Below are 22,305 nucleotides of genomic sequence, written 5' to 3'. Positions count from 1 at the left end.
AGCAGGGAAGCAGGAACGGTCAGGCGCCGATGAGCTTGGCGAACTTCTCTTCGTACGCCGTCTCTTCCTCGCTGCTGAGCGAGCGGAAGGCATGGGACTTCGCGGCCATGGCCTTGTCCGGGAGGATCAGCGTGTTCTTGGCGAGCGCCGGGTCGATCTTGGCGAGTTCGGGGCCGACGCCCTCGACCGGGCAGACGTAGTTGATGTAGGCGGCGAGCTGGGCCGCGACCGGGAGCTCGTAGTAGTAGTCGATGAGCTTCTCGGCGTTGGTCTTGTGCCGCGCCCTGGCCGGGACCAGCAGGTTGTCGCTGGAGGTCATGTAGCCGGCGTCGGGGATGACGAACTCGATGTCGGGGTTGTCCACCCGGAGCTGGACGAGGTCCCCGGCCCAGGCCAGACAGGCGGCGATGTCGCCCTTGTCCAGGTCAGAGGTGTAGTCGTTGCCGGTGAAGCGACGGATCTGCTTGGTGTCGACGGCCCGCTGGACCTTCGCGATCGCCGCGCTGTAGTCGTCGCCGGTGACCTTGCCCGGGTCCTTGCCCATGTCGAGGAGGGTCATCCCGATGGTGTCGCGCATCTCGGACAGACAGGCGACCCGGCCGCGCAGCGACTTGTCCTCCAGCAGCTGGGAGACGCTCTCGATCTTCCGGCCCCCGGTCGCCTTGGAGTTGTAGGCGATGACGGTGGAGATGCCGGTCCAGGGGTACGAGTAGGCCCGCCCGGGGTCCCAGTCCGGGCTGCGGAACTGCGGCGACAGATGGGCGTACGCGTTCGGCAGGTTGGCGGGGTCGAGTTTCTGCGCCCAGCCGAGGCGGATGATGCGGGCCGCGAGCCAGTCGGTGACGTTGATCAGGTCACGCCCGGTCTCCTGGCCGGCGGCGAGCTGCGGCTTGATCTTCCCGAAGAACTCGACGTTGTCGTTGATGTCCTCGGTGTACTTGACGCTGATCCCGGTGCGCTTGGTGAACGCGTCGAGCGTCGGGCGGCTCTTCTCGTCCTCGCTGATGTCGATGTACTGGGTCCAGTTGGAGAAGGTGATCCGCTTCTCCTCGGCCGAGTGGTCGTCGGAGGCCGCTGCTCCTGCGCCCTCGCGCTTGGCGGGCGGGATGCCGCAGGCGTTCAGCGCGCCCATGCCACCTATGGTGAGCGCGCCTACGCCCGTCGCTCGTAGCATGGAGCGGCGGGAGAGCGCGCCCCGGCCGTTCCTCAAGCTCCGCCGCATAGCGGCCAGCTGGGCCTCCGAGAGGCGCTCGGGCTGGTACTGCTTCATGCGCTGTGTTGCCTTTCGGGATGGGTCGCCGTCGGTCGTACGGCTGTGGCTGCTATCGGTCCCCGAAGATCGTGCGGTGCCAGTCCTTCCGGACCACCGCGGTGTTGTCGTACATAACATGCTTGACCTGCGTGTACTCCTCGAAGGAGTACACCGACATGTCCTTTCCGAACCCGCTGGCCTTGTAGCCGCCGTGGGGCATCTCGCTGATGATCGGGATGTGGTCGTTGACCCATACGCAACCCGCCTTGATCTCGCGGGTGGCGCGGCCCGTCCGGTACACGTCACGGCTCCAGGCGGAGGCGGCGAGCCCGTACGGGGTGTCGTTGGCTAGCGCGATGCCCTCGTCGTCGGAGTCGAAGGGCAGGACCACGAGGACGGGACCGAAGATCTCGGACTGGACGACCTCGCTGTCCTGGGCGGCGCCGGAGATCAGCGTGGGCAGGTAGTAGGCGCCCTTCGCCAGGTCACCGCCGGGTGCCCTGCCGCCGGTGACCACGGTGGCGTACGAACGGGCCCGGTCGACGAAGCCGGCGACCCGGTCGCGCTGGGTGTGCGAAACGAGCGGGCCGAGGTCGGTGGACGGGTCGAAGGGGTCACCGAGCCGGACGGTCGCCATCAGGTCGGCGACTCCGGCGACGAAGGCGTCGTGGAGCGGGCGCTGGACGTAGACGCGGGTGGCCGCGGTGCAGTCCTGACCGCTGTTGATCAGCGCGCCGGCGACCGCCCCGTGCACCGCGGCGTCGAGGTCCGCGTCGTCGAACACGACGAACGGGGCCTTGCCGCCGAGCTCCAGGTGGAGCCGCTTGACGGTGGCTGTGGCGACCTCGGCGACCCGCTTGCCGACGGGGGTCGAGCCGGTGAAGGAGGTCATGGCCACGTCCGGGTGTCCGACCAGGCGCTCGCCCGCTTCCCTGCCGGTGCCGGTGACGATGTTGAGGACACCGTCGGGGATGCCCGCCTCGGTGGCGGCCTCGGCGAACATCAGCGAGGTGAGCGGCGTGATCTCGGCGGGCTTCAGGACGATGGTGTTGCCGGCGGCGATGGCCGGGAGGACCTTCCAGGCAGCCATCTGGAGCGGGTAGTTCCAGGGCGCGACGGAGCCGACGACACCGATCGGCTCCCGGCGTACGTACGAGGTGTGGTCGCCGCTGTACTCGCCCGCCGACTGGCCCTGGAGGTGGCGCGCGGCCCCCGCGAAGAAGGCGGTGTTGTCGACGGTTCCGGGGACGTCGAACTCCCTGCTCAGCTTGATCGGCTTCCCGCACTGCAGCGATTCCGCCCGGGCGAGGTCCTCCGCCTGCTCGGCGAGCACGGACGCGAACCGGTGCAGGGCGTCGGAGCGCTCGCCGGGCGTCGCGCCGGCCCAGCCGGGGAACGCCGCACGGGCGGCGGCGACGGCCGCATCGACGTCGTCGGAGCCCGCCAGGTCGTAGACGAGCACCTGCTCCCCGGTGGCGGGGTCTACGATTGCGTGGTTACGTCCCGATGTGCCCGGACGTAGCTCTCCGTCGATGTACTGTGCGCCGCTCTTGAAACGGTCCTGCACCTGGAAGCGGTTGCCCATCACGCTCTCCGTAGTTCCAGATCGAAGTGAGTGCCGATCCTGACAGAGTCAAGCCTCTTCAACAAGGGATTCCGTAGTTGCCTTTTGGTTACGCGACGGATTCGGTCGACCATGTGTCGCGTCAGGAGGTAAATACCCGTACGGAGTGTCAGTGGTGGATGCCAGACTCGCCTGCATGGGGATCACCGACGCATCCGTCGAGGGGCTGACACGGCAGGTCAGGAATGGTGGACGGGTCAGATATCTGCACTTCTGGGGCCACCGGCCGCGGCCCGACGGCGCCATCGGCGCCGGCTGTCTGAGCCAGTGGTGGCCGGCGCCGTTCACGGTTGACGGAATCGAGTATGCGACCGCCGAGCACTGGATGATGGCCCGCAAGGCCCACCTCTTCGATGACGCGGAGGCGGAGGTCAGGGCCGTGGCGGCCGCGAGCCCGGCCCAGGCGAAGAAGGAGGGCCGGCTCGTGCGCGGCTTCAGCGACGCGGCCTGGGAGCGTGAGCGCTTCGGCATCGTCGTCGAGGGCAACGTCCACAAGTTCTCGCAGCACCCGGAGCTGTCCGCGTTCCTGCTGGGCACGGGCGAGCGGGTGCTGGTCGAGGCGAGCCCGATGGACCGCATCTGGGGCATCGGCCTGGCGGCCGACGACGAGCGGGCGAACGACCCGGCGCGCTGGCGCGGGCTGAACCTGCTGGGCTTCGCGCTGATGGAGGTGCGGGAGCGGCTGAGGACGGGCCGGCCGACGGAGTAAGGCGTCTCGTGGCCGTGGGCGCGTCTCCCGGGTGAGACGGGCGGCGGCCTCGGCCCCGCGACGGGCGGGACCGGGCGGCGCGGGGGGCCGCCCGGTTCAGCGCGTCGCCGTGGCCACGGTCAGCGTCGTCGCCCAGGGGTCTTCCTCGGACCGCTCGAGGAACTCCGGATCGTTGGCGACCGCCCAGATCAGGAGGCCGAGGAAGGCGGCACCGACCACGATGCCGATCGCACCGAGGATGATCCCGGCGAGTGCCATCCCGCCGTTGTTCGCCTCGCCGCGCCGGGCACGGGCGCGGCCGATGAAGCCGAAGATCAGCGCCAGGACGCCGAGGACGATCCCGAGCCCGTAGAGGCAGAACCCCACGACGGCGATGATGCCGAGCACCAGCGCGGTGATCCCCATGCCGTTCGCCGGGGCCGGTGCCCACCCGCCGGCGCCGTAGCCGGGATGACCCGGGTAGCCGGCGTGCGCCCCGTAGGGCGATCCGCCGAAGGTACCGCCCGGTGCTCCGGCCGGGTAGCCGTACGGGCCCGGAGCCGTCTGCCCGGGGCCGCCCGGGGCGATCGGCGGCGGGGGCACGGCATTCCCGTCCCCTGCGGCGCCCGTCCCGGCAGCGGGGGCGGCGAACGGGTCGCCGGTCGGCACGGAGGTGACCGTGGGGTGGTCGTGGACGCCGGGAGGACCGCCCGGCGCCGCGCTGCCCGGCCCGGGCCGGGCCTTCTTGCCCAGCTCCACCTTGTTCTGCGGGTCCTGCGGGGAGCGGCGCTCCGGCGGGGCCCACGGGTCCTCGGGCCCGTTCCCGCCCGGCTGCTGGTCGCTCTGGTCTGACATGAGGCTCCCCCATCGTGGACTTGTCATGCTACGGGCCGCTCCGCGCGAGGCTCGCCCCGCCTACGATGATCCCTGACCGGCACGGACAGCACACACGGAGGACCCGGTGACCGATCTGCTTCCCTTCATCGAGGGCCTTCCCAAGGCCGAGCTCCACGTGCACCACGTGGGCTCGGCGTCACCGCGGATCGTGTCCGAGCTGGCGGCCCGGCACCCGGACTCCAAGGTTCCCCTCGACCCCGGGGCCCTCGCCGAGTACTTCACCTTCACCGACTTCGCACACTTCGTCGAGGTCTACCTGTCGGTCGTGGACCTGGTCCGCACGCCCGACGACGTCCGTCTGCTGACGTTCGAGGTCGCCCGGGACATGGCCCGGCAGAACATCCGGTACGCGGAACTCACCGTGACCCCGTTCAGCTCGACCCGCCGCGGCATCCCCGAGCAGGGGTTCATGGAGGCGATCGAGGACGCCCGCAAGGCCGCCGAGACCGAGCTCGGCGTCCTGCTGCGCTGGTGCTTCGACATCCCCGGCGAGGCGGGCCTGGACGCCGCCGAGGAGACGGCCCGGCTGGCCGTCGACCTGCGCCCCGAGGGCCTGGTGTCGTTCGGTCTCGGCGGGCCCGAGATCGGCGTGCCCCGGCCGCAGTTCAAGCCGTACTTCGACCGCGCCATAGCCGCCGGGCTGCGATCCGTTCCGCACGCCGGCGAGACCACGGGACCGCAGACCGTCTGGGACGCGCTGAACGACCTGCGGGCGGAGCGCATCGGCCACGGCACCAGCGCTCCGCAGGATCCGGAGCTGCTGGCGTACCTCGCCGAGCACCGGATCCCCCTGGAGGTCTGCCCTACCTCCAACATCGCCACGCGGGCCGTCGCCACGCTCGACGAGCACCCCGTCAGGGAGATGGTCGCGGCCGGCGTGCTCGTCACCGTCAACAGCGACGACCCGCCGATGTTCGGCACCGACCTCAACAACGAGTACGCGGTGGCCGCCCGGCTGCTCGAGCTCGACGAGCGGGGCGTCGCCGCCCTCGCGAAGAACGCCGTGGAGGCGTCGTTCCTCGACCCGTCCGGAAAGGCTCGGATCGCGGGCGAGATCGACGCGTACACCGAGCAGTGGCTCGCGAAGTGAGGCCCGCCGCATGCGCCGTGTCACGGTCGTAGGACATCGCGGCGATCCGTACGTCGCGCGGGAGAACACCCTGCCCTCGCTGCGGGCCGCGATCGACCGGGGCGCTGACGCCGTGGAGGTCGACGTCCGGCTGACCCGCGACGGTGTGCCCGTGTTGCTCCACGACGACACCCTCGAGCGGCTCTGGGGACACGACCGGCCGCTGGCCCGGCTCTCCCACGCGCAGCTCAACGGGCTGACCTCCGGCGGGGTGCCGACCCTCGAGGAGGCACTGGCGGCGGTCGGCGGCCACCGGCTCATGCTGGACCTGCCCGGCGCGGACGAGGCGGCCGTGCGCACGATCATCGGCGCAGTGCACGGAAGTGGCGCCGCCGACCGGGTCTACTACACGGGCGGTCCCGTCGGCATGCTCGCGGTCCGGGACACCGACCCGGACGCGGAGATCGCGCTGACCTGGACGACGCTCGCCCCACCGCGTCCCGTGCTGCTCGCGTCGCTGCGGCCGCGCTGGCTCAACTACCGCTTCGGGCTGGTGAGCCGGGAACTGGCGAACCGGGTCCACGCGAGCGGCTATCTGCTTTCCGTGTGGACCGCGGACACCCGTGGGACGATGCGCAGGCTCGTGGGTCGCGGAGTCGACTCGATCACCACGAACCGCGTGGACGCGCTCACCCGCGTCCTGCGAGGTTCCCGGACCGGGAAAGGACACACGTCGTGACAGGGCCCGAGGACACCGGCCAGGACAGGATCCGCACCGACATCGCCCACAACGCCCGCGTCTGGAACTACTGGCTGGGCGGCAAGGACAACTACCTGATCGACCGTCAAGTGGGCGACATGGTCACTGGGATGTATCCGAGCATCGGTCATGTCGCGCGCGCCGACCGGGCGTTCCTCGGCCGCGTCGTGACGTATCTCGCCGGTGACGCCGGGGTGCGCCAGTTCCTCGACATCGGCACCGGACTGCCGACCGTGGACAACACCCACGAGGTCGCCCAGCGCATCTCCCCGTCCGCGCGGATCGTGTACGTCGACAACGACCCGATCGTGCTCACCCACGCCCGCGCACTGCTCACGAGCACCCCCGAGGGCCTCACCGAGTACATCGACGCCGACGCCCACCGGCCCGGCGACATCCTCGGCGCCGTGGAGGGGACGCTCGACCTGTCGCAGCCGGTAGCCGTGATGATGCTCGGCATCCTGAACTTCGTCCTCGACACGGACGAGGCCCGCTCGATCGTCCGGCGCGTCATGGACGCCGTTCCGTCCGGCAGTTTCCTCGCGCTCACCCACCCGACGCTGGAGCTCGGCGGCGAGGGCAACGCGGAGGCGATGGAGTTCTGGAACAAGCACGCGACACCGCCCATCACGGCCCGGACGCGTGCCGAGTTCGCGGGCTTCTTCGAGGGACTGGACCTGCTGGAGCCCGGCATCGTCTCCTGCGCCCGCTGGCGCGACGGCGGGGCGACCACCGTCGAGGTCGCGCAGTTCGGCGCGGTGGGCCGCAAACGCTGACGCCCGTACGGAGGCGATGCCGGTGGTCCCGGACTGCCAGGGCACGCCGTGCCGCCGGCCCTCGTCGAAGGCGGGCGCTCGCAGCTGGGGGTCCAGGTGCTCGGCGACGTTCGGCTGACGGTCCCGGTCCGTCTCCCGGCCCCGGCCCGAGGCGTACGAAGCGGGCGGCCATCCAGTCGCTGACGACGAGGTCCCACCCGGCGACCTGATGGTTCGTCAGGGCCGAGCCGATCTCGCCGAAGAACTCGTCGTTGTCGTTGATCTCCTCGCTGTAGCGGACCGAGATGCCGGTGCGCCGGGTGAAGGCGTCGAGGGTGGGGCGCCGGGAGGTGTCCTCGCCGTCGGTGTCGATGCAGAGCGGTCAGTTGGCGGAGTCGAGGGTGCGGTCGTGGCCCGAGAGGTCGCGTCCCGCGCGGTCGGCGGGCCCGACGTGAGCCGGGGGAACCCCGCAGCCGGCGAGCGTGACGCCCCCGGCACCCAGTGCGCGCAGCGCGGAGCGGCGGGACAGGAGGCGGGGCGTACCGGCGTCGCGGACTGCATCGGCTCGGCGGGCACGGTCGGCGGGATGCCGGGCGCGGGGAGCGGGCGGCAAGGGACGGTGCGTCGAGCGGATGGCCGGGCACCGGCACCCCATCGATCATGGACGGGTGTCTATACTTCCTGGACAGCCGTTCAAGAAATCCAAGAAATGGGAGGAGCCCGTCGTGACCGCGACCGCTCATGTCCTCGTGGCGCTGGTGGCCGTACTGCACCTGTACTTCCTGGTGCTGGAGATGTTCCTGTGGGAACGGCCGCGGGGCCGGCGCCTGTCGGGCTTCGACGCGGAGACCGCGCGGGCCACCGCGCCCCTGGCCGCCAACCAGGGGCTCTACAACGGCTTTCTGGCCGCCGGGCTGGTCTGGGGCCTGGCGGCCGCGCCCCCGACGGGCCACCGGGTCCAGGTGTTCTTCCTCGTGTGCGTCGTGATCGCCGGGCTGTACGGCGGCGCCACTGCCAACCGCCGTATCTACGCCGCCCAGGCGCTCCCCGGCGCCCTGGCCCTGGCGGCGGTGTGGGCGGCGGGATGAGCGGGGACCCCAGGACGGGGACGAGCGGGGACCCCAGGACCGACCGGACCCGCGCCCGGCTGCGCGCCGCCCTGCTCGACGAGTGCCGGGAGCGGCCGCTGGCGGAGGTGAGCGTGGCGGGGCTGGTCCGGCGGGCCGGCCTGGGCCGGGCCACGTTCTATCTGCACTACCCGGACCTGGACGCCCTCGCGGTGGACGCCTGCGCGGAGATCGTCCGGGACGCGGTGGAGGCGCTGCACGCCTGGCGCGGGGTGCCGGATCCCGAGGACCCGCCGTCCGCGCTGACGGAGTTCTTCAGCGGCGTCGTCCCGCACACGGCCCTGTACCGCGCCCTCCTCCGCGAGGGCGGCGGCGGCCCGCTCGGCGATCTCCTGCACCGCGAGTTGAGGGAGCGGAGCCGCCGTGAACGGGAGCTGGTGGGCGCGCCCGCCCCCGACCTGGTCGCCTCGGTCGTCGCGTCCGCGTTCACGGGCCTGCTCGCCGACTGGCTGCACGGCAGCGTCGACGCCGGCCCCGAGGACATGGCGGCCCGGGTCTGGCGCCTGCTGCTGGCGCTGCACACGACGCCGCTGGGTTGACCGCGCACCGGTGGAGCACCTCCCCGGGGGTCCGGGGTATGCACGAGGCCACCGGGGCCGATGCCCCGGTGGCCTCGTGCGGTGCCGCGGGAGGCGCGGCGCTCCCGCGGGACGCGTCGGGCGTCTACGCGTCCAGGGACGTCATCACGTGCTTGATGCGCGTGTAGTCGTCGAAGCCGTACGCCGACAGGTCCTTGCCGTAGCCCGACTTCTTGAAGCCGCCGTGCGGCATTTCGGCGACCAGCGGGATGTGGGTGTTGATCCACACACAGCCGAAGTCCAGCACCTTGGACATGCGCATCGCGCGGGCGTGGTCCTTGGTCCACACCGAGGACGCGAGGGCGTACTCCACGCCGTTCGCGTACTCGACGGCCTGCGCCTCGTCGGTGAAGGACTGGACGGTGATGACCGGGCCGAAGACCTCGTTCTGGACGATCTCGTCGTCCTGCTTGAGGCCGGAGACGACGGTCGGGGCGTAGAAGTAGCCCTTGTCGCCGACGCGCTGACCGCCGGCCTCGACCTTCGCGTGGGCCGGGAGCCGGTCGATGAAGCCGGAGACCTGCTTCAGCTGGTTCTCGTTGTTGAGGGGACCGAACAGCACGTCCTCGTCGTCGGGCATGCCGGTCTTGGTGTCCTGCGCGGCCTTGGCCAGCGCGCTCACGAACTCGTCGTGGATGGACTCGTGCACCAGCACGCGGGTCGCGGCCGTGCAGTCCTGGCCCGCGTTGAAGAAACCGGCGACCGAGATGTCCTCGACGGCCTTCGCGATGTCGGTGTCCTCGAACACGACGACCGGCGCCTTGCCGCCCAGTTCCAGGTGGACGCGCTTCAGGTCCTTCGACGCCGACTCGGCCACCTGCATGCCGGCCCGTACGGAACCGGTGATGGAGGCCATCGCCGGGACCGGGTGCTCGACCATCATCCGGCCGGTGTCGCGGTCGCCGCAGATGACGTTGAAGACGCCCTTCGGCACGATCGAGCCGATGATCTCGGCGATGAGGACCGTGGAGGCGGGGGTGGTGTCCGACGGCTTCAGCACCACGGTGTTGCCGGCGGCGAGGGCCGGGGCGAACTTCCAGACCGCCATCATCATCGGGTAGTTCCACGGAGCGACCTGCGCGCAGACGCCGACCGGCTCGCGGCGGACGATGGAGGTCAGCCCCTCCATGTACTCGCCCGCCGAGCGGCCCTCGAGCATCCGCGCCGCGCCCGCGAAGAAGCGGATCTGGTCGACCATGGGCGGGACCTCTTCGCTGCGGGTGAGCCCGAGCGGCTTGCCCGTGTTCTCCGACTCGGCCGCGATCAGCTCCTCGGCCCGCTCCTCGAAGGCGTCCGCGATCTTCAGCAGGGCCTTCTGGCGCTCGGCCGGGGTGGTGTCGCGCCAGGCCGGGAAAGCCGCGGCGGCGGCCGCCATGGCGGCGTCCACGTCCGCCTGGCCGGACAACGGGGAGGTCGCGTACGCCTCGCCCGTGGCCGGGTTGACCACCTCGATGGTCCGCCCGTCAGCGGCGTCCCGGAACTCTCCGTCGATGTAATTGCGCAGACGACGCAGTTCGGTGGTCACAGCCACCCCTCCTCAGATGTCCGATGGGTGAGACACCCCCACACTACGCGGCCCAGGCTAGCCCGACGAGTGACGCTTTCGACAGACCCAACGCCGCTCGACTTCGAAATCGGTAACTTTTCCATCCCAGAACAACGAATTTCATCGCTCGCCGGTTGCAGAATCTACGACTCCGGTGCACAGTGTGCTCGTGGCCAGTCGAAGTACAGACTCCAGGACCGGGGGCGGCGGTACCTCCCCCACGATCGATGCCGTCTCCCTGGCGATCATCGAGCAGCTGCAGGAGGACGGGCGCCGGCCCTACGCCGCGATAGGAAAGGCCGTCGGCCTTTCCGAGGCGGCGGTCCGGCAGCGCGTCCAGAAGCTGCTCGACCAAGGCGTGATGCAGATCGTCGCCGTCACGGACCCGCTCACCGTGGGCCTGCGGCGCCAGGCGATGGTCGGGATCAACGTCGAGGGCGACCTGGACCCGGTGGCAGACGCGCTGACCGCGATGTCCGAGTGCGAGTACGTCGTCATGACGGCGGGCTCGTTCGACCTGATGGTGGAGATCGTCTGCGAGGACGACGACCACCTGCTGGAAGTGATCAACCGGCGCATCCGCACCCTCCCCGGCGTGCGCTCCACCGAGAGCTTCGTCTACCTCAAGCTCAAGAAGCAGACCTACATGTGGGGAACCCGATAGCCGTGAGCAAGGACCGCAGCGACCTCTCCAAGTCCGCCTACGACCACCTGTGGATGCACTTCACCCGCATGTCGTCGTACGAGAACTCCCCTGTGCCCACCATCGTGCGCGGTGAGGGCACCTACATCTACGACGACAAGGGCAAGCGCTACCTCGACGGCCTCGCGGGCCTGTTCGTGGTCCAGGCCGGCCACGGCCGCAGGGAGCTGGCCGAGGTGGCCGCCCGGCAGGCCGAGGAGCTGGCCTTCTTCCCGGTGTGGTCCTACGCCCACCCGAAGGCGGTCGAGCTCGCCGAGCGCCTCGCGGGCGAGGCCCCCGGCGACCTCAACAAGGTCTTCTTCACCACCGGCGGCGGCGAGGCGGTCGAGACCGCGTGGAAGCTCGCCAAGCAGTACTTCAAGCTCATCGGCAAGCCGACCAAGTACAAGGTGATCTCCCGCGCGGTCGCGTACCACGGCACCCCGCAGGGCGCCCTGTCCATCACCGGCCTGCCGGGGCTGAAGGCCCCGTTCGANAAGGTCTTCTTCACCACCGGCGGCGGCGAGGCGGTCGAGACCGCGTGGAAGCTCGCCAAGCAGTACTTCAAGCTCATCGGCAAGCCGACCAAGTACAAGGTGATCTCCCGCGCGGTCGCGTACCACGGCACCCCGCAGGGCGCCCTGTCCATCACCGGCCTGCCGGGGCTGAAGGCCCCGTTCGAGCCGCTGGTGCCCGGTGCGCACAAGGTCCCGAACACCAACATCTACCGCGCGCCGCTGCACGGCGACGACCCGGAGGCCTTCGGCCGCTGGGCCGCCGACCAGATCGAGCAGCAGATCCTGTTCGAGGGCCCGGACACCGTCGCCGCGGTGTTCCTGGAGCCCGTGCAGAACGCCGGCGGATGCTTCCCGCCGCCGCCCGGGTACTTCCAGCGGGTCCGTGAGATCTGCGACCAGTACGACGTGCTGCTGGTCTCCGACGAGGTCATCTGCGCCTTCGGCCGCCTCGGCAAGACCTTCGCCTGCGACAAGTTCGGCTACGTACCGGACATGATCACCTGCGCCAAGGGCATGACCTCGGGCTACTCCCCGATCGGCGCCTGCATCGTCTCCGACCGGCTCGCCGAGCCGTTCTACAAGGGCGACAACACGTTCCTGCACGGCTACACCTTCGGCGGCCACCCGGTCTCCGCTGCCGTCGGCCTGGCCAACCTCGACCTGTTCGAGCGCGAGAAGCTCAACCAGCACGTCCTGGACAACGAGGGCGCGTTCCTCTCGACGCTGCAGAAGCTGCACAACCTGCCGATCGTCGGCGACGTCCGCGGCAACGGGTACTTCTACGGCATCGAGCTCGTGAAGGACAAGAACACCAAGGAGTCCTTCAACGAGGAGGAGACCGAGCGGGTCCTCTACGGCTTCCTCTCCAAGGCGCTGTTCGACGCCGGCCTGTACTGCCGTGCCGACGACCGCGGCGACCCGGTCGTCCAGCTCGCCCCGCCGCTGATCTCCACCCAGGAGACCTTCGACGAGATCGAGCAGATCTTGCGCGNCCGACGACCGCGGCGACCCGGTCGTCCAGCTCGCCCCGCCGCTGATCTCCACCCAGGAGACCTTCGACGAGATCGAGCAGATCTTGCGCGGCGTCCTCACCGAGGCCTGGTCGAAGCTGTAGGGCCGGGCCCCGGCCTGCGCGAGCGGCCCGGACGCCTCCCTTCGAGTGAGAAGGGAGGCGTCCGGGCCGCGTGCCGTGCGTACACCCGGCTCCGAGTCCCTACGGTGCTGTGACCGATCGGCCTCGGGGTCGTTCGCCCGTGCGGGGGAACGGAACCCACGGATCTGAACCGAGGTGTACGCCATGGTGGTCCCGCCGGACAACGATGTGCTCTGGGCGCGGTCCCTGAACCACGCCTTCGGCGGCTCGCCCGCCCTCTGCGGAGTCTCCCTCGGAGTGCGCGAGGGGGAGATCCTCGCGGTGAACGGCCCGCGCGGCAGCGGGAAGACGACCCTCCTGCGCTGCCTCTCGGGGCAGATCGTGCCGCACCAGGGCGAGGTGTGGTTCAACAGCACACCCGTCCACACCATGGGGGCGCTGAACCGCGAGCGGCTGAGGCGCGAGCGCTTCGGCTGGATCGGGCCGGAACCCCAACTGGTGCCCGAACTGACCGCCTGGGAGAACGCGGCGCTGCCACTGCTGCTGCGCGGCTCCTCGCACCGCAAGGCCAGGACCGCCGCCCTGGAATGGATGGAGCGGCTCGACATCGGGCGGTGCGCCCGCAAGCGGCCCCGGGCGCTGCTGCAGTCTCAGCGGCAGCGGATCGCCCTCGCCCGTGCCCTGGTCACCACCCCCGCGGTGCTGTTCGCCGACGAGCCGACCGCCACACTGCACAGCTCCGACCGGGCCCAGGTTCTGCGCACCCTCACCACCGCCGCCCGGTCACACCGCATCACCCTCGTGCTCGCGACCCATGACGAGGAGGTCGCGACCCTCGCCGACCGTGGAGTGTCGCTGGTGGACGGCCGGCGTGTCACCCCGGTGCGGGACGCGGAGGCGGAAGGCCGGGCCGAGTGCTCGCTCTCCGTCTGAGCCGCGGCTCCCACCCCCTCGTCCTGCTGCGCCGCCTCCTGGTGGCGACGGCCTCGGCGGGGGTGGGCTTCCTCCTGCTGTGCACCCTGTCCTACGCGATGTCCGGCCCGCACCCCTCCGATCCGGCGCTGCAGCGGCTGGCCTGGTGTCTCGCCCCGCTGGCGGCCACGGTCCAGTTCGCCGTGGCGGTGGCCCGCACGGATCCGGGTACGCGATCCCGCCAGGGCCTGTCCGCCGTCGGACTCGGACCGGTGCGCATGAGTGCGCTGGCGGCCGCGTCCACCGCCGTTTCCTGCGTCCTCGGCAGCATGGTGGCCCTGCTGTTCTTCCTGCACCTGCGTGGCGACCTGAGCGGAACGCCGTTCGACGGCGACGCGGCGGAACTTCTCGCCGCGGGCGAGCCGTTGCCGCTGGGGGCGGTGGTCCTGCTGCTCGCACTCGTCCCGGTCCTCGGCGCCGGGGCGGCCGCACTCGCCCTGCGCCCGCGCCGCCGGAGGGACGGCGAACTCCCCGACGACGAACCCGAGCACGCCACTGGGACGCCGGGCGGCCTCCCCTGGGGCGTCGCGCTGACGGCCGTGGGCGTCGCGATCGAGGCGTACACGGGCCGGGGCCCTGACAGCACCGGTGGCGCCTCCGGCGGGGTGCTCGCCGGCTGGACGCTGACCGCGGTGGGGCTCGCGACGGCCGGCCCCGGCATCGTCCACGTGTGCGGGTGGGTGCTGCAGTCCCTGCGGCCCGGGGCGATGCGACTGCTCGCAGGGCGGGCGCTCATGGACGACGCACGCCGGATCGGGCGGCCTCTAGGCATCGTGTGCGCCGTGGTGTCCGCCTTCGTCGCGGCCTCCGCGCTCGCCGGGGAACACCCGCAGCCCTTCGGACCGCTGACCGCTCTCGGGGCGACGCTCGTCGTGGCCTGCACCCTGGCGACGCTGCTCACCTCGGCCGTCGAGGCACGGCAGGCCCGAGCGGGCACCCGGGCCGGTCTGCTCGAACTGGGCGCCTCCGTGGCCCTGCTGCACGCCACCGCCATGCTGCGGGCCGTGGTCCTGCTGGTCGTCTTCGCTCCGCTCACCTGGGCGGTGGCGGAACTTGCGGCCCTGCCGCTGCGGCGCTGAGCCCGGGGCGGGGTCACCGACCCGGACACGAAGGCCCCGGGCCCGGGGCATATCGTGGCCGCCATGGTTCACGGACAGAGGCCGCGGCTCGGTTCGTCGTTCGACGACGACCGGGAGATCGAGACGCTCGATGAGTTCGACAGGGTCGTCGCGCGGCGGGGCAGCCTCGCGGGGCACCGCGTCCAATCCGTCGACCTGAGCGGGCGCACCTTCGCTCTCCTCTCGTGCGACACCACGGCCGCCGCCTTCCTCGGCTGCGCCATGGAGCCGGACGCCACGGCCAAGGTCCGCGCGGACGGTGCCCTCGTCTTCCCTCCCCTGCCGGACCTCCCGTTCGACCCCTACCGGGGGCTCCTCTACACCCCCGACGAGCTCTTCGACGGCCTCGCCGACGGCGGTTACGAGGTCACGCCCGACGCGCTCGCCTACGACTGGTTCCAGCTCACCAAGGCGGACCGGGACATCTACGCATCGATGCTCAGGGCCCTGCACGACGACGCCGTCTCGGACGCCCTGGACGAACTCCTCGACGGGGTGCCGGTCGTCGGGGTGATGGGGTGGCACGCGATGAGCCGCGGCACCGACGAGTACGCCGGCGCGGCCCGGCTCGGCCGCGCCCTCACCCGCGCCGGCCTGACCGTCGCCACCGGCGGCGGGCCCGGGGCGATGGAGGCGGCGAACCTCGGCGCCTACGCGGCCCCGCACCCCGACGAGATGCTGGACGAGTCCCTCGAACTCCTCGCCAAGGCACCGTCGTTCACCCCCTCCGTCAGCGACTGGGCGGCCGTCGCCCTCGAGGTCCGCTCGCGCTGGCCGCAGGGCGGCGACTCGGTCGGCATCCCCACCTGGTTCTACGGGCACGAGCCGCCCAACCCGTTCGCCGGGCACATCGCCAAGTACTTCGCCAACGCCACTCGCGAGGACGGGCTGCTCGCCCGCTGCACCGCCGGTGTCGTCTTCCTCCCCGGCGCCGCGGGCACGCTGCAGGAGATCTTCGACAACGCGACCCCGAACTACTACGAGTCGCGGGGCGAGCCGACGCCGATGGTCCTGGTCGACCGCGCCCACTGGACGGAGCGGCTCCCGGCCTGGCCGCTGCTGCGCTCCCTGGCGGAGGGCCGCGCGATGGAGACGCGTATCGCCCTGGTCGACTCGGTGGAGGAGGCCCCCGGGGCACTCGCCCGGCTGACGACCGCCGCACGTCAGGCCGGCTGAGGCCCGGGCGGCCGGCGGCAGCCTGCTCCGGCCGGATCAGTCGCCGGTGTCGGGTCGCAGGACCACCACGTCCTCCGCGGCGAACGCGACCCCGACCTCGGCGCCCGGCTCGGGAGCGTCCCTGAGCCCGCACTCGGCCTCCAGCGGCGGCGCGTCGTCCGGCCGCAGCCGTACGGCGACATGGTGGCCGCGGAAGGTCAGGGACTCCACCGCGCACGGCAGTCCCGTGCCGCGCGGCCGAAGCCGTACCGCGGACGGCCGTACCAGCAGCCTGCAGGCGCCCTGGGGTGAGCCCATGGGAACCGGGACACCGCCCCAGGGGGTCTCGGCCGTGTCCCCGGTGACCGTCGCGGGCACCACGTTGGCGAAGCCGAGGAACCGGGCGACGAATTCCGAGACGGGCCGCTGCCACACGTCCCGGGGTGTGCCCGACTGGGCGACACGTCCGTCGCGCATGACCACGACCCGGTCGGCGAGCGCGAAGGCCTCCCCCTGGTCGTGGGTGACGGCCAGCACCGTGGTGCCCAGCCGGCGGAACACCGCACGCAGTTCGACGACGAGCCGTTCCCTGAGAGTGCGGTCGAGCTGGCCCAGGGGCTCGTCGAGCATCAGCAGCCGCGGGCTGGGCGCGAGTGCCCGGGCCAGGGCGACGCGCTGCTGCTCACCACCGGAGAGCGCGCCGACGGCCCGTCGTGCGGCGCCCGGGAGCCCGACCAGTTCCAGCAACTCCTCGACTCGCAGACGCCGCTCGGCCTTCGGCACGCCGTGCATCCGCAGCCCGAAGGCGACGTTGCCGCCGACGTCGCGCTGCGGGAAGAGCTGGTGGTCCTGGAACATCAGGCCCACCCCGCGGCGGTGCACCGGCACTCCGGTCTGGTCGCTGCCGCCGAGCAGCACCCGGCCGCCGTCCAGGGGCTGCAGCCCGGCGACGGCCCTCAGCAGGGTCGACTTGCCACTGCCGCTCGGTCCGAGCACAGACACGATCTCGTGGTCGGCGACCTCCAGGTCCACTCCGTCCAGCGCCGCCCGCCCCCCGAAGCGTACGGTCGCGTTCTCCAGCGCCAGCATCAGAACTCCCCTGCGGAACGGTCGGGACGGAGCCGGTCGAGCAGCAGCAGGGCCACCGCGCAGACCAGCATGAGGATCGTCGAAAGCGCCATTGCCTGGCCGTAGTTGAGCTCGCCGGGACGGCCGAGGAGTCGCGCCACGGCGACCGGGAGCGTCGGGTTGTCCGGCCGGGCGATGAAGACGGTGGCACCGAACTCGCCGAGTGACACGGCGAAGGCGAAACCGGCGGCGACGAGCAGCGCCCGGCGCACCAGCGGCAGGTCCACCTCGCGCCATGCCCGCAGGGGCGAGGCGCCCAGCACGGCCGCCGCCTCCCGCAGCCGTGCGTCGACGGCCCGCAGCACGGGCAGCATCGTCCGAACGACGAAGGGCACTCCCACGAGCGCCTGGGCCAGCGGCACGAGGATCCAGGAGGTGCGCAGGTCCAGCGGCGGCTCGTCGAGGGCGATGAGGAAACCGAAACCGACGGTGACGGCGGAGACCCCGAGCGGCAGCATCAACAGCGCGTCGAAGCCGCGGACGAGCCGGCCGGCTTTGGAGGATCCCCCGGACGACGTCCGGGGGAGAGTGAGCGCCGCGGCCGCGAGGCCGCCGACGACGAGCGCGATCGCGGTGGCGGCGAGCGCGTACTGGAGGGAGTTCCACACGGCCTCGACCGGCGGGACGAGGAACGTGCCGCCGCTCGCCCCGGCCGACTGCAGGGCCCGGTAGAAGGTGAGACCGTACCCGCCTGGTCCGTCGAAGGACCGTTCGACCAGCACCGCGAGCGGTGCCACGATCAGCAGGACGACCGTGGCGAGCACCCCGCCCAGCAGGGCCCATTGCCCGGCGCCCCTCGGACGGTGCGCGGCGAGCGCCGGATCGACAAGTCGCAGCGCGGTCTCCCGTCGCCGGACGGTCCGGGCGTGCACGGTGAGAACCGCGCCCACGGCGGCGAACTGCACCAGGGTCAGCACGGCGGCCGTGGAGAGGTCCAGCACCTGGGCGGTCTGCCGGTAGATCTCCACCTCGAGCGTGGAGTACGCCGGGCCGCCGAGGATCTGTACGACGCCGAACGAGGTGAACGTGAAGAGGAACACCATCAGCGCGGCAGCGGCCACGGCCGGGGCCAGCGCGGGCAGGGTGACCCGGCGCCAGGCCCCGAAGCGGCTTGCGCCGAGGACCCGTGCGGCCTCCTCCTGGCGCGGGTCGAGCTGGGCCCACAGGCCGCCCACGGTGCGTACCACCACGGCGTAGTTGAAGAACACATGGGCGAGGAGGATCGCCCAGACCGTCGTGTCGAGCCGCACCCCCCACAGCTCGTCCAGCAACCCGCCCCGGCCCAGGAGCGCCAGGAATGCGGTGCCGACCACGACGGTGGGCAGCACGAACGGCACGGTGACGACCGCCCGCAACAGCTGTTTCCCGGGGAAGTCGCAGCGGGCCAGGACGTAGGCGCCGGGGAGCGCGATCAGCAGGGTCAGCCCCGTGGACGCGAGCGCCTGCCAGAGGGTGAACCAGAGCACCTGGAGGATGTCCGGACGGCCGACGACCTCGGCGATCCCGCCGAACCGCCAGGAGTCCCCCACCCGCAGTCCGCGGCCGACGATCGAGGCCACGGGGAGGGCGAAGAAGAGGGCGAAGAACGCGACGGGCAGGGCCATCAGGGCCGAGCGAGCGGCGGTGGCGCGCAGGGCCGCCGGGCCGCGCGAGGGGTTCCGCCCGCGCGGCCCGGCGTTCCCGCCGGACTGCCCGGCTACTTCAGGACGAGCGAGGACCACGACTGGATCCACTGGTCGCGGTTCTTGGCGATCCTCTCCGGAGCCATCGTCCGCGGCTCGGCGATCACCTCGCCGAACTCGGTGAACAGCGGGGGCAGCTTCGCGTCCTCGGCCACCGGGTTGACGAACATGTTGAGCGGCATGTCCTCCTGGAACTTCCTGCTGATCAAGAAGTCCAGCAGGGCCTTTCCGCCGGCCTCGTTCCGCGCGCCCCTGAGCAGGCCGGCGGCCTCCGTCTGGCGGAAGCAGGTGCCGGTGGAGACGCCGGTCGGCGCCGCCTTCGGCCGCGGCTCGGCGTACAGCACCTCGACCGGCGGGCTGGAGGCGTACGAGACGACGAGCGGCCGGTCGCCCTTGGCCGCCCTGCCGCCGGCGGAACCGGAGAACTCCTGGTTGTAGGCGATCTCCCAGCTGTCGACGACCTTGACGCCGTTCGCCCGCAGCTTCTTCCAGTAGTCCTGCCAGCCCTTGTCCCCGTACGCGGCAGCGGTGCCGAGCAGGAAGCCGAGGCCCGGCGTGGAGCGTTCGGCGTTCTCGACGACGAGGAGGTTCCGGTACGCGGGCTCGGCGAGGTCCTCGAAGGTCTGCGGCGGGGCGAGCTTTCTGTCGGCGAAGTACTTCTTGTCGTAGTTGACGCAGATGTCGCCGCTGTCGACCGGTGTGACCCGGTGCCTGCCCCCGTCGAGCCGGACGGCCTCGGGAACCCGCTCGAGGCCCTCGGCCTCGTACGGGGTGAACAGGTCGTTGTCGAGGGCCCGCGAGAGCGTGGTGTTGTCGACGCCGAAGAACACGTCGCCCTGCGGGGAGCCCTTGGTGAGGATCTCCTTGTTGAGTGCCTCGACGGCGTCTCCGCTCTTCAGCACCTTGACCGTGTACCCGGTCTCCGCGGTGAACTGCTTGAGCACGGCCGGCGAGGCGTTGAAGGAGTCGTGGCTGACGAGTGTCACGGTCTTGCCGCTGCCGCCGGCTCCGGCGGAGTCGTCCCCGGACGACCCGCCGCAGGCCGCGAGCGTGCTCACGCCGAGGGCCGCGGCCAGCGCGGTGACGGTGATCTTCTTGGTGGTGCTCACTGATTCCTCCTGGGCATGACCAGGAAGAGACGCGGCCCTGCCCGGCCGCGGGATCCTCGGGATCCGGGAGCCGGGCAGGGCGCAACAGCTTGAGTCTCGTCCGAACTTCCTACCCGGAATGACCCGGGCGAGGTTCAGAGGGTCTGCGGTCTGACGGTCACCGCACTCTCAGCGCTGTGGCGCTCCCCTGTCGGAATATGCAGATGTTCGGGCCAGCGTACAGGGGCGCGTCGGACGCTCCGCAGGGACCGGGGCGGCCCTGCGCCTGGCACCTGGCACTAGCGCTCGGAGGCGGCGAGCTGACCGCAGGCCCCGTCGATCTCCTGACCACGGGTGTCCCGGACGGTGACCGGGACACCGTGGGCGGCGATGGCCTCGATGAAGGCCTTCTCGTCCTCGGGCCGGGAGGCCGTCCACTTGGAGCCCGGAGTCGGGTTCAGCGGGATCAGGTTGACGTGCACCCGCTTGCCCTTGAGGAGTCGCCCGAGCAGGTCACCGCGCCATGCCTGGTCGTTGATGTCCCGGATCAGGGCGTACTCGATCGAGATGCGGCGGCCGGACCTCTCCGCGTACTCCCAGGCCGCGTCCAGGACCTCCCGGACCTTCCAGCGGGTGTTGACGGGGACGAGGGTGTCGCGCAGTTCGTCGTCCGGCGCGTGCAGGGACACGGCGAGGCGGCACTTGAAGCCCTCGTCGGCGAAGCGCAGCATCGCCGGCACGAGGCCCACCGTGGAGACGGTGATCCCGCGCTGCGACAGGCCGAGGCCGTCGGGCTCCGGATCGGTGAGCCTGCGGATGGCGCCGACCACGCGGTTGTAGTTGGCGAGCGGCTCGCCCATGCCCATGAACACGATGTTGGACAGCCGGGCCGCGCCTCCGGGGACCTCACCGTCGCGGAGGGCCCGCATGCCGTCCACGATCTGGTGCACGATCTCGGCGGTGGACAGGTTCCGGTCGAGACCGGCCTGGCCCGTGGCGCAGAACGGGCAGTTCATCCCGCAGCCGGCCTGCGAGGAGATGCACATCGTCACCCGGTCCGGGTAGCGCATCAGCACCGACTCGACGAGCGTGCCGTCGTGGAGCCGCCACAGCGTCTTGCGGGTGGTGTCGTCGTCACAGGAGACGTGCCGGACCACGGACATCAGGTCGGGCAGCAGCTCCGACGCGAGCCGCTCGCGCGCGGCGGCGGGGATGTCGGTCCACTGCTCCGGGTCGTGCGCGTAGCGCGCGAAGTAGTGCTGCGACAGCTGCTTCGCCCGGAACGGCTTCTCGCCGATCGCGGCGACGGCGTCCTTCCGCTCGGCGGGCGTGAGGTCGGCGAGGTGCCGCGGGGGCTTCTTGGCTCCGCGGGGGGCGACGAAAGTGAGTTCTCCGGGCTTGGGCATGGTCGTACCAGTGTCGCAGATCGACTCGGGTGACCCGAGTCCCCCGGGCGGCGGGGGAGGCGGGCACCGGAGCGGTCGCGGCGGACCCGGCCGGGCGGGGATGGCAGTCTCCCGGTACGGAACGACCGGGCCGGGCGCGGGCGGGACGAACCGGACGGCGACGGGCCGGGACCGGGTTCGGGACCGGGACCGGGTTCGGGACCGGGACCGGGACCGGGACCGGGTTCGGGTTCGGGTTCGGGTTCGGGTGCGAAACGACATCGGGCGCGCACCGACCACAGGCGTTGGGCGGGGGATGGTGAGGACCGTCGACGGCCGCTGGGCGGGGGCCGGCCCCCGTGACGCCGTCCGCGGCATGCAGGCGGCCGAGGCGGCGGTCACGACTGCCGTGGTCGTGACCACGGTGATGAGACCGGCGGGGCCCGTCCCCCGGCCCGTACGGATCCGCGCGCCAGCGGCCCGGTCGGCGTCAGCTGAGCGGCGGCAGCGCGTCGTACACAGCGGCGAGGTCGGCGGGGATGTCCGTGCCGTCGTCGACGGAGGTGCGGCCGTCGTGGACCAGCACCCGGGTGAGCCCGTCCATGACCGGCGGCCCGGTGGGCCGGGTCGGCAGCCGGGAGAAGTCGACCTCGTCGAGGGCTGTCCGCAGTTCGGCGAGGGCCGCCGGGGCCATTCGGCCGGGGCGGTTCCTCTTCCCCGGTGCGACCAGGAGGTACGTACCGTCGTCGTACACGACGATCGAATGGTGCCGCCCGTCGATACCGCCGCTCTCGGTGAGGGTGACGAGCGCGGACGCACGGTCTGGCGTCGTGGCGGACGGGGTGGTGGCGGACGGGGGCACGGGGGCACTCGGCGCGGGCTGCTCCGAGCGGGCCGGGGTGGCCGTCCCGTCCGGACGGGGGTCGGTCTCGTCGTCCACTCCCCCGCACCCGCACACGAATACGAGTACGAGCAGCAGAGCCGTTCCGCCGGCCTTCCGCCTCATGGCCCCTCCTCGCCGCCGGGCTCCCCTTGGGTTCTAGGCGTCGTTGCAACACCCCAGTTCAGGGGATGCAATGGGCTTCAAGATCCGGGACCGGTCCGTCATCCAGGGGCGCCGTCCCTTGTCCGAGGAACGGCGCCTCTACCTTCAGCTCATGCAGCATGGTGTGAGCAACGCGGAGGCAT

General features: G+C 71.6%; 19 protein-coding genes and 3 pseudogenes. 12 read left to right on the top strand and 10 right to left on the bottom strand.

The annotated features are described in order from the left end of the window. Positions 1-19: 19 nt before the first annotated feature. Both QMZ92_RS29120 and QMZ92_RS29115 read right to left on the bottom strand, forming a co-directional pair. Positions 20-1,270 carry an ABC transporter substrate-binding protein gene (locus tag QMZ92_RS29120; RefSeq protein WP_283300536.1) on the bottom strand — a complete coding sequence of 417 codons (1,251 nt, stop codon included), beginning with the start codon at positions 1,268-1,270 and terminating at the stop codon, positions 20-22. Between the two features lie 52 nt (positions 1,271-1,322). Next, a complete protein-coding gene (locus QMZ92_RS29115) occupies positions 1,323-2,837 on the bottom strand; it encodes a gamma-aminobutyraldehyde dehydrogenase (protein ID WP_283300534.1) in 1,515 nt (504 codons plus the stop codon). 175 nt (positions 2,838-3,012) lie between these two features. On the opposite strand from QMZ92_RS29115, the gene ybiA reads away from it, so the two are divergent. Beyond that, positions 3,013-3,585, top strand: coding sequence for a riboflavin biosynthesis intermediates N-glycosidase (ybiA, locus tag QMZ92_RS29110; RefSeq protein ID WP_283300532.1), 573 nt, complete (start codon positions 3,013-3,015; stop codon positions 3,583-3,585). A 96-nt stretch (positions 3,586-3,681) separates the two neighbouring features. On the opposite strand, the gene QMZ92_RS29105 is transcribed toward ybiA, so the two are convergent. After that, positions 3,682-4,419: a DUF4190 domain-containing protein gene (locus QMZ92_RS29105; RefSeq protein WP_283300530.1), complete on the bottom strand. Its 738-nt coding sequence runs from the start codon at positions 4,417-4,419 to the stop codon at positions 3,682-3,684. 106 nt (positions 4,420-4,525) lie between these two features. Here QMZ92_RS29105 and QMZ92_RS29100 point away from each other — a divergent pair, with 106 nt between their 5' ends. From QMZ92_RS29100 to QMZ92_RS29090, 3 genes are read left to right on the top strand one after another with little or no spacing between them, the layout of a single operon-like run. Continuing rightward, the gene (locus QMZ92_RS29100) at positions 4,526-5,551 is read left to right on the top strand and encodes an adenosine deaminase (protein ID WP_283300528.1); all 1,026 of its coding nucleotides are present in this window, start codon (positions 4,526-4,528) and stop codon (positions 5,549-5,551) included. Between the two features lie 10 nt (positions 5,552-5,561). Then, on the top strand, positions 5,562-6,269 hold the full coding sequence (locus QMZ92_RS29095; RefSeq protein WP_283300526.1) for a glycerophosphodiester phosphodiesterase: 708 nt from the start codon (positions 5,562-5,564) through the stop codon (positions 6,267-6,269). Beyond that, positions 6,266-7,066 (top strand): SAM-dependent methyltransferase, encoded by an 801-nt coding sequence (locus QMZ92_RS29090; RefSeq protein ID WP_283300524.1) that lies wholly within the window; start codon positions 6,266-6,268, stop codon positions 7,064-7,066. Before QMZ92_RS29095 ends, QMZ92_RS29090 begins: the two co-directional genes overlap by 4 nt. Positions 7,067-7,078: 12 nt before the next feature. Here the strand turns inward: QMZ92_RS29090 and QMZ92_RS29085 are convergent. Beyond that, positions 7,079-7,574 (bottom strand): annotated as a pseudogene (locus QMZ92_RS29085) (twin-arginine translocation signal domain-containing protein); the annotation flags it as partial. A gap of 196 nt (positions 7,575-7,770) precedes the next feature. Between QMZ92_RS29085 and QMZ92_RS29080 the strand changes: the two are divergent. Both QMZ92_RS29080 and QMZ92_RS29075 read left to right on the top strand, forming a co-directional pair. Next, positions 7,771-8,133: a DUF1304 domain-containing protein gene (locus QMZ92_RS29080; protein WP_283300522.1), complete on the top strand. Its 363-nt coding sequence runs from the start codon at positions 7,771-7,773 to the stop codon at positions 8,131-8,133. Next, positions 8,130-8,711, top strand: coding sequence for a TetR/AcrR family transcriptional regulator (locus QMZ92_RS29075; protein WP_283300520.1), 582 nt, complete (start codon positions 8,130-8,132; stop codon positions 8,709-8,711). The genes QMZ92_RS29080 and QMZ92_RS29075 overlap by 4 nt, the downstream gene beginning before the upstream one ends. Positions 8,712-8,835: 124 nt before the next feature. Here QMZ92_RS29075 and QMZ92_RS29070 read toward each other — a convergent pair whose 3' ends face one another. Then, positions 8,836-10,275 carry a gamma-aminobutyraldehyde dehydrogenase gene (locus tag QMZ92_RS29070; RefSeq protein ID WP_138052833.1) on the bottom strand — a complete coding sequence of 480 codons (1,440 nt, stop codon included), beginning with the start codon at positions 10,273-10,275 and terminating at the stop codon, positions 8,836-8,838. Between the two features lie 190 nt (positions 10,276-10,465). On the opposite strand from QMZ92_RS29070, the gene QMZ92_RS29065 reads away from it, so the two are divergent. From QMZ92_RS29065 to QMZ92_RS29040, 6 genes and pseudogenes are all read left to right on the top strand, one after another. Beyond that, positions 10,466-10,960: an Lrp/AsnC family transcriptional regulator gene (locus QMZ92_RS29065; protein ID WP_269728142.1), complete on the top strand. Its 495-nt coding sequence runs from the start codon at positions 10,466-10,468 to the stop codon at positions 10,958-10,960. 53 nt (positions 10,961-11,013) lie between these two features. After that, positions 11,014-11,460: pseudogene (locus QMZ92_RS29060) on the top strand (aminotransferase class III-fold pyridoxal phosphate-dependent enzyme); the annotation flags it as partial. 15 nt (positions 11,461-11,475) lie between these two features. Then, positions 11,476-12,486: pseudogene (locus QMZ92_RS29055) on the top strand (aspartate aminotransferase family protein); the annotation flags it as partial. A 307-nt stretch (positions 12,487-12,793) separates the two neighbouring features. Beyond that, a complete protein-coding gene (locus tag QMZ92_RS29050; RefSeq protein WP_138052836.1) occupies positions 12,794-13,522 on the top strand; it encodes an ABC transporter ATP-binding protein in 729 nt (242 codons plus the stop codon). Further along, positions 13,504-14,640 (top strand): hypothetical protein, encoded by a 1,137-nt coding sequence (locus QMZ92_RS29045; RefSeq protein ID WP_283300515.1) that lies wholly within the window; start codon positions 13,504-13,506, stop codon positions 14,638-14,640. Before QMZ92_RS29050 ends, QMZ92_RS29045 begins: the two co-directional genes overlap by 19 nt. 63 nt (positions 14,641-14,703) lie before the next feature. Continuing rightward, on the top strand, positions 14,704-15,855 hold the full coding sequence (locus QMZ92_RS29040) for an LOG family protein (RefSeq protein WP_283300513.1): 1,152 nt from the start codon (positions 14,704-14,706) through the stop codon (positions 15,853-15,855). Between the two features lie 36 nt (positions 15,856-15,891). On the opposite strand, the gene QMZ92_RS29035 is transcribed toward QMZ92_RS29040, so the two are convergent. From QMZ92_RS29035 to QMZ92_RS29015, 5 genes are all read right to left on the bottom strand, one after another. Then, positions 15,892-16,923: an ABC transporter ATP-binding protein gene (locus QMZ92_RS29035; protein WP_283300511.1), complete on the bottom strand. Its 1,032-nt coding sequence runs from the start codon at positions 16,921-16,923 to the stop codon at positions 15,892-15,894. Further along, positions 16,923-18,566, bottom strand: coding sequence for an ABC transporter permease (locus tag QMZ92_RS29030; RefSeq protein ID WP_283300583.1), 1,644 nt, complete (start codon positions 18,564-18,566; stop codon positions 16,923-16,925). Before QMZ92_RS29030 ends, QMZ92_RS29035 begins: the two co-directional genes overlap by 1 nt. A 92-nt stretch (positions 18,567-18,658) precedes the next feature. Beyond that, the gene (locus QMZ92_RS29025) at positions 18,659-19,753 is read right to left on the bottom strand and encodes a thiamine ABC transporter substrate-binding protein (protein WP_283300509.1); all 1,095 of its coding nucleotides are present in this window, start codon (positions 19,751-19,753) and stop codon (positions 18,659-18,661) included. 278 nt (positions 19,754-20,031) lie between these two features. Continuing rightward, positions 20,032-21,138: a dual-specificity RNA methyltransferase RlmN gene (gene rlmN, locus QMZ92_RS29020; protein ID WP_283300506.1), complete on the bottom strand. Its 1,107-nt coding sequence runs from the start codon at positions 21,136-21,138 to the stop codon at positions 20,032-20,034. A gap of 469 nt (positions 21,139-21,607) precedes the next feature. Further along, positions 21,608-22,123 carry a hypothetical protein gene (locus tag QMZ92_RS29015; RefSeq protein WP_283300504.1) on the bottom strand — a complete coding sequence of 172 codons (516 nt, stop codon included), beginning with the start codon at positions 22,121-22,123 and terminating at the stop codon, positions 21,608-21,610. Positions 22,124-22,305: the final 182 nt, after the last annotated feature.

It is taken from the genome of Streptomyces sp. HNM0645 (assembly GCF_030056615.1).
In the GTDB taxonomy this organism is placed as follows: domain Bacteria; phylum Actinomycetota; class Actinomycetes; order Streptomycetales; family Streptomycetaceae; genus Streptomyces; species Streptomyces marianii.
This window is presented reverse-complemented; position numbering and strand designations above follow the sequence as displayed.

Excerpts from the sequence above, each read along its gene's own strand:
- QMZ92_RS29120 (WP_283300536.1), bottom strand. The coding sequence starts at position 1,270 with ATGAAGCAGTACCAGCCCGAGCGCCTCTCGGAGGCCCAGCTGGCCGCT.
- QMZ92_RS29115 (WP_283300534.1), bottom strand. The coding sequence starts at position 2,837 with ATGGGCAACCGCTTCCAGGTGCAGGACCGTTTCAAGAGCGGCGCACAG.
- ybiA (WP_283300532.1), top strand. The coding sequence starts at position 3,013 with ATGGGGATCACCGACGCATCCGTCGAGGGGCTGACACGGCAGGTCAGG.
- QMZ92_RS29105 (WP_283300530.1), bottom strand. The coding sequence starts at position 4,419 with ATGTCAGACCAGAGCGACCAGCAGCCGGGCGGGAACGGGCCCGAGGAC.
- QMZ92_RS29095 (WP_283300526.1), top strand. The coding sequence starts at position 5,562 with ATGCGCCGTGTCACGGTCGTAGGACATCGCGGCGATCCGTACGTCGCG.
- QMZ92_RS29075 (WP_283300520.1), top strand. The coding sequence starts at position 8,130 with ATGAGCGGGGACCCCAGGACGGGGACGAGCGGGGACCCCAGGACCGAC.
- QMZ92_RS29050 (WP_138052836.1), top strand. The coding sequence starts at position 12,794 with ATGGTGGTCCCGCCGGACAACGATGTGCTCTGGGCGCGGTCCCTGAAC.
- QMZ92_RS29040 (WP_283300513.1), top strand. The coding sequence starts at position 14,704 with ATGGTTCACGGACAGAGGCCGCGGCTCGGTTCGTCGTTCGACGACGAC.
- QMZ92_RS29035 (WP_283300511.1), bottom strand. The coding sequence starts at position 16,923 with ATGCTGGCGCTGGAGAACGCGACCGTACGCTTCGGGGGGCGGGCGGCG.
- QMZ92_RS29030 (WP_283300583.1), bottom strand. The coding sequence starts at position 18,566 with ATGGCCCTGCCCGTCGCGTTCTTCGCCCTCTTCTTCGCCCTCCCCGTG.
- rlmN (WP_283300506.1), bottom strand. The coding sequence starts at position 21,138 with ATGCCCAAGCCCGGAGAACTCACTTTCGTCGCCCCCCGCGGAGCCAAG.
- QMZ92_RS29015 (WP_283300504.1), bottom strand. The coding sequence starts at position 22,123 with ATGAGGCGGAAGGCCGGCGGAACGGCTCTGCTGCTCGTACTCGTATTC.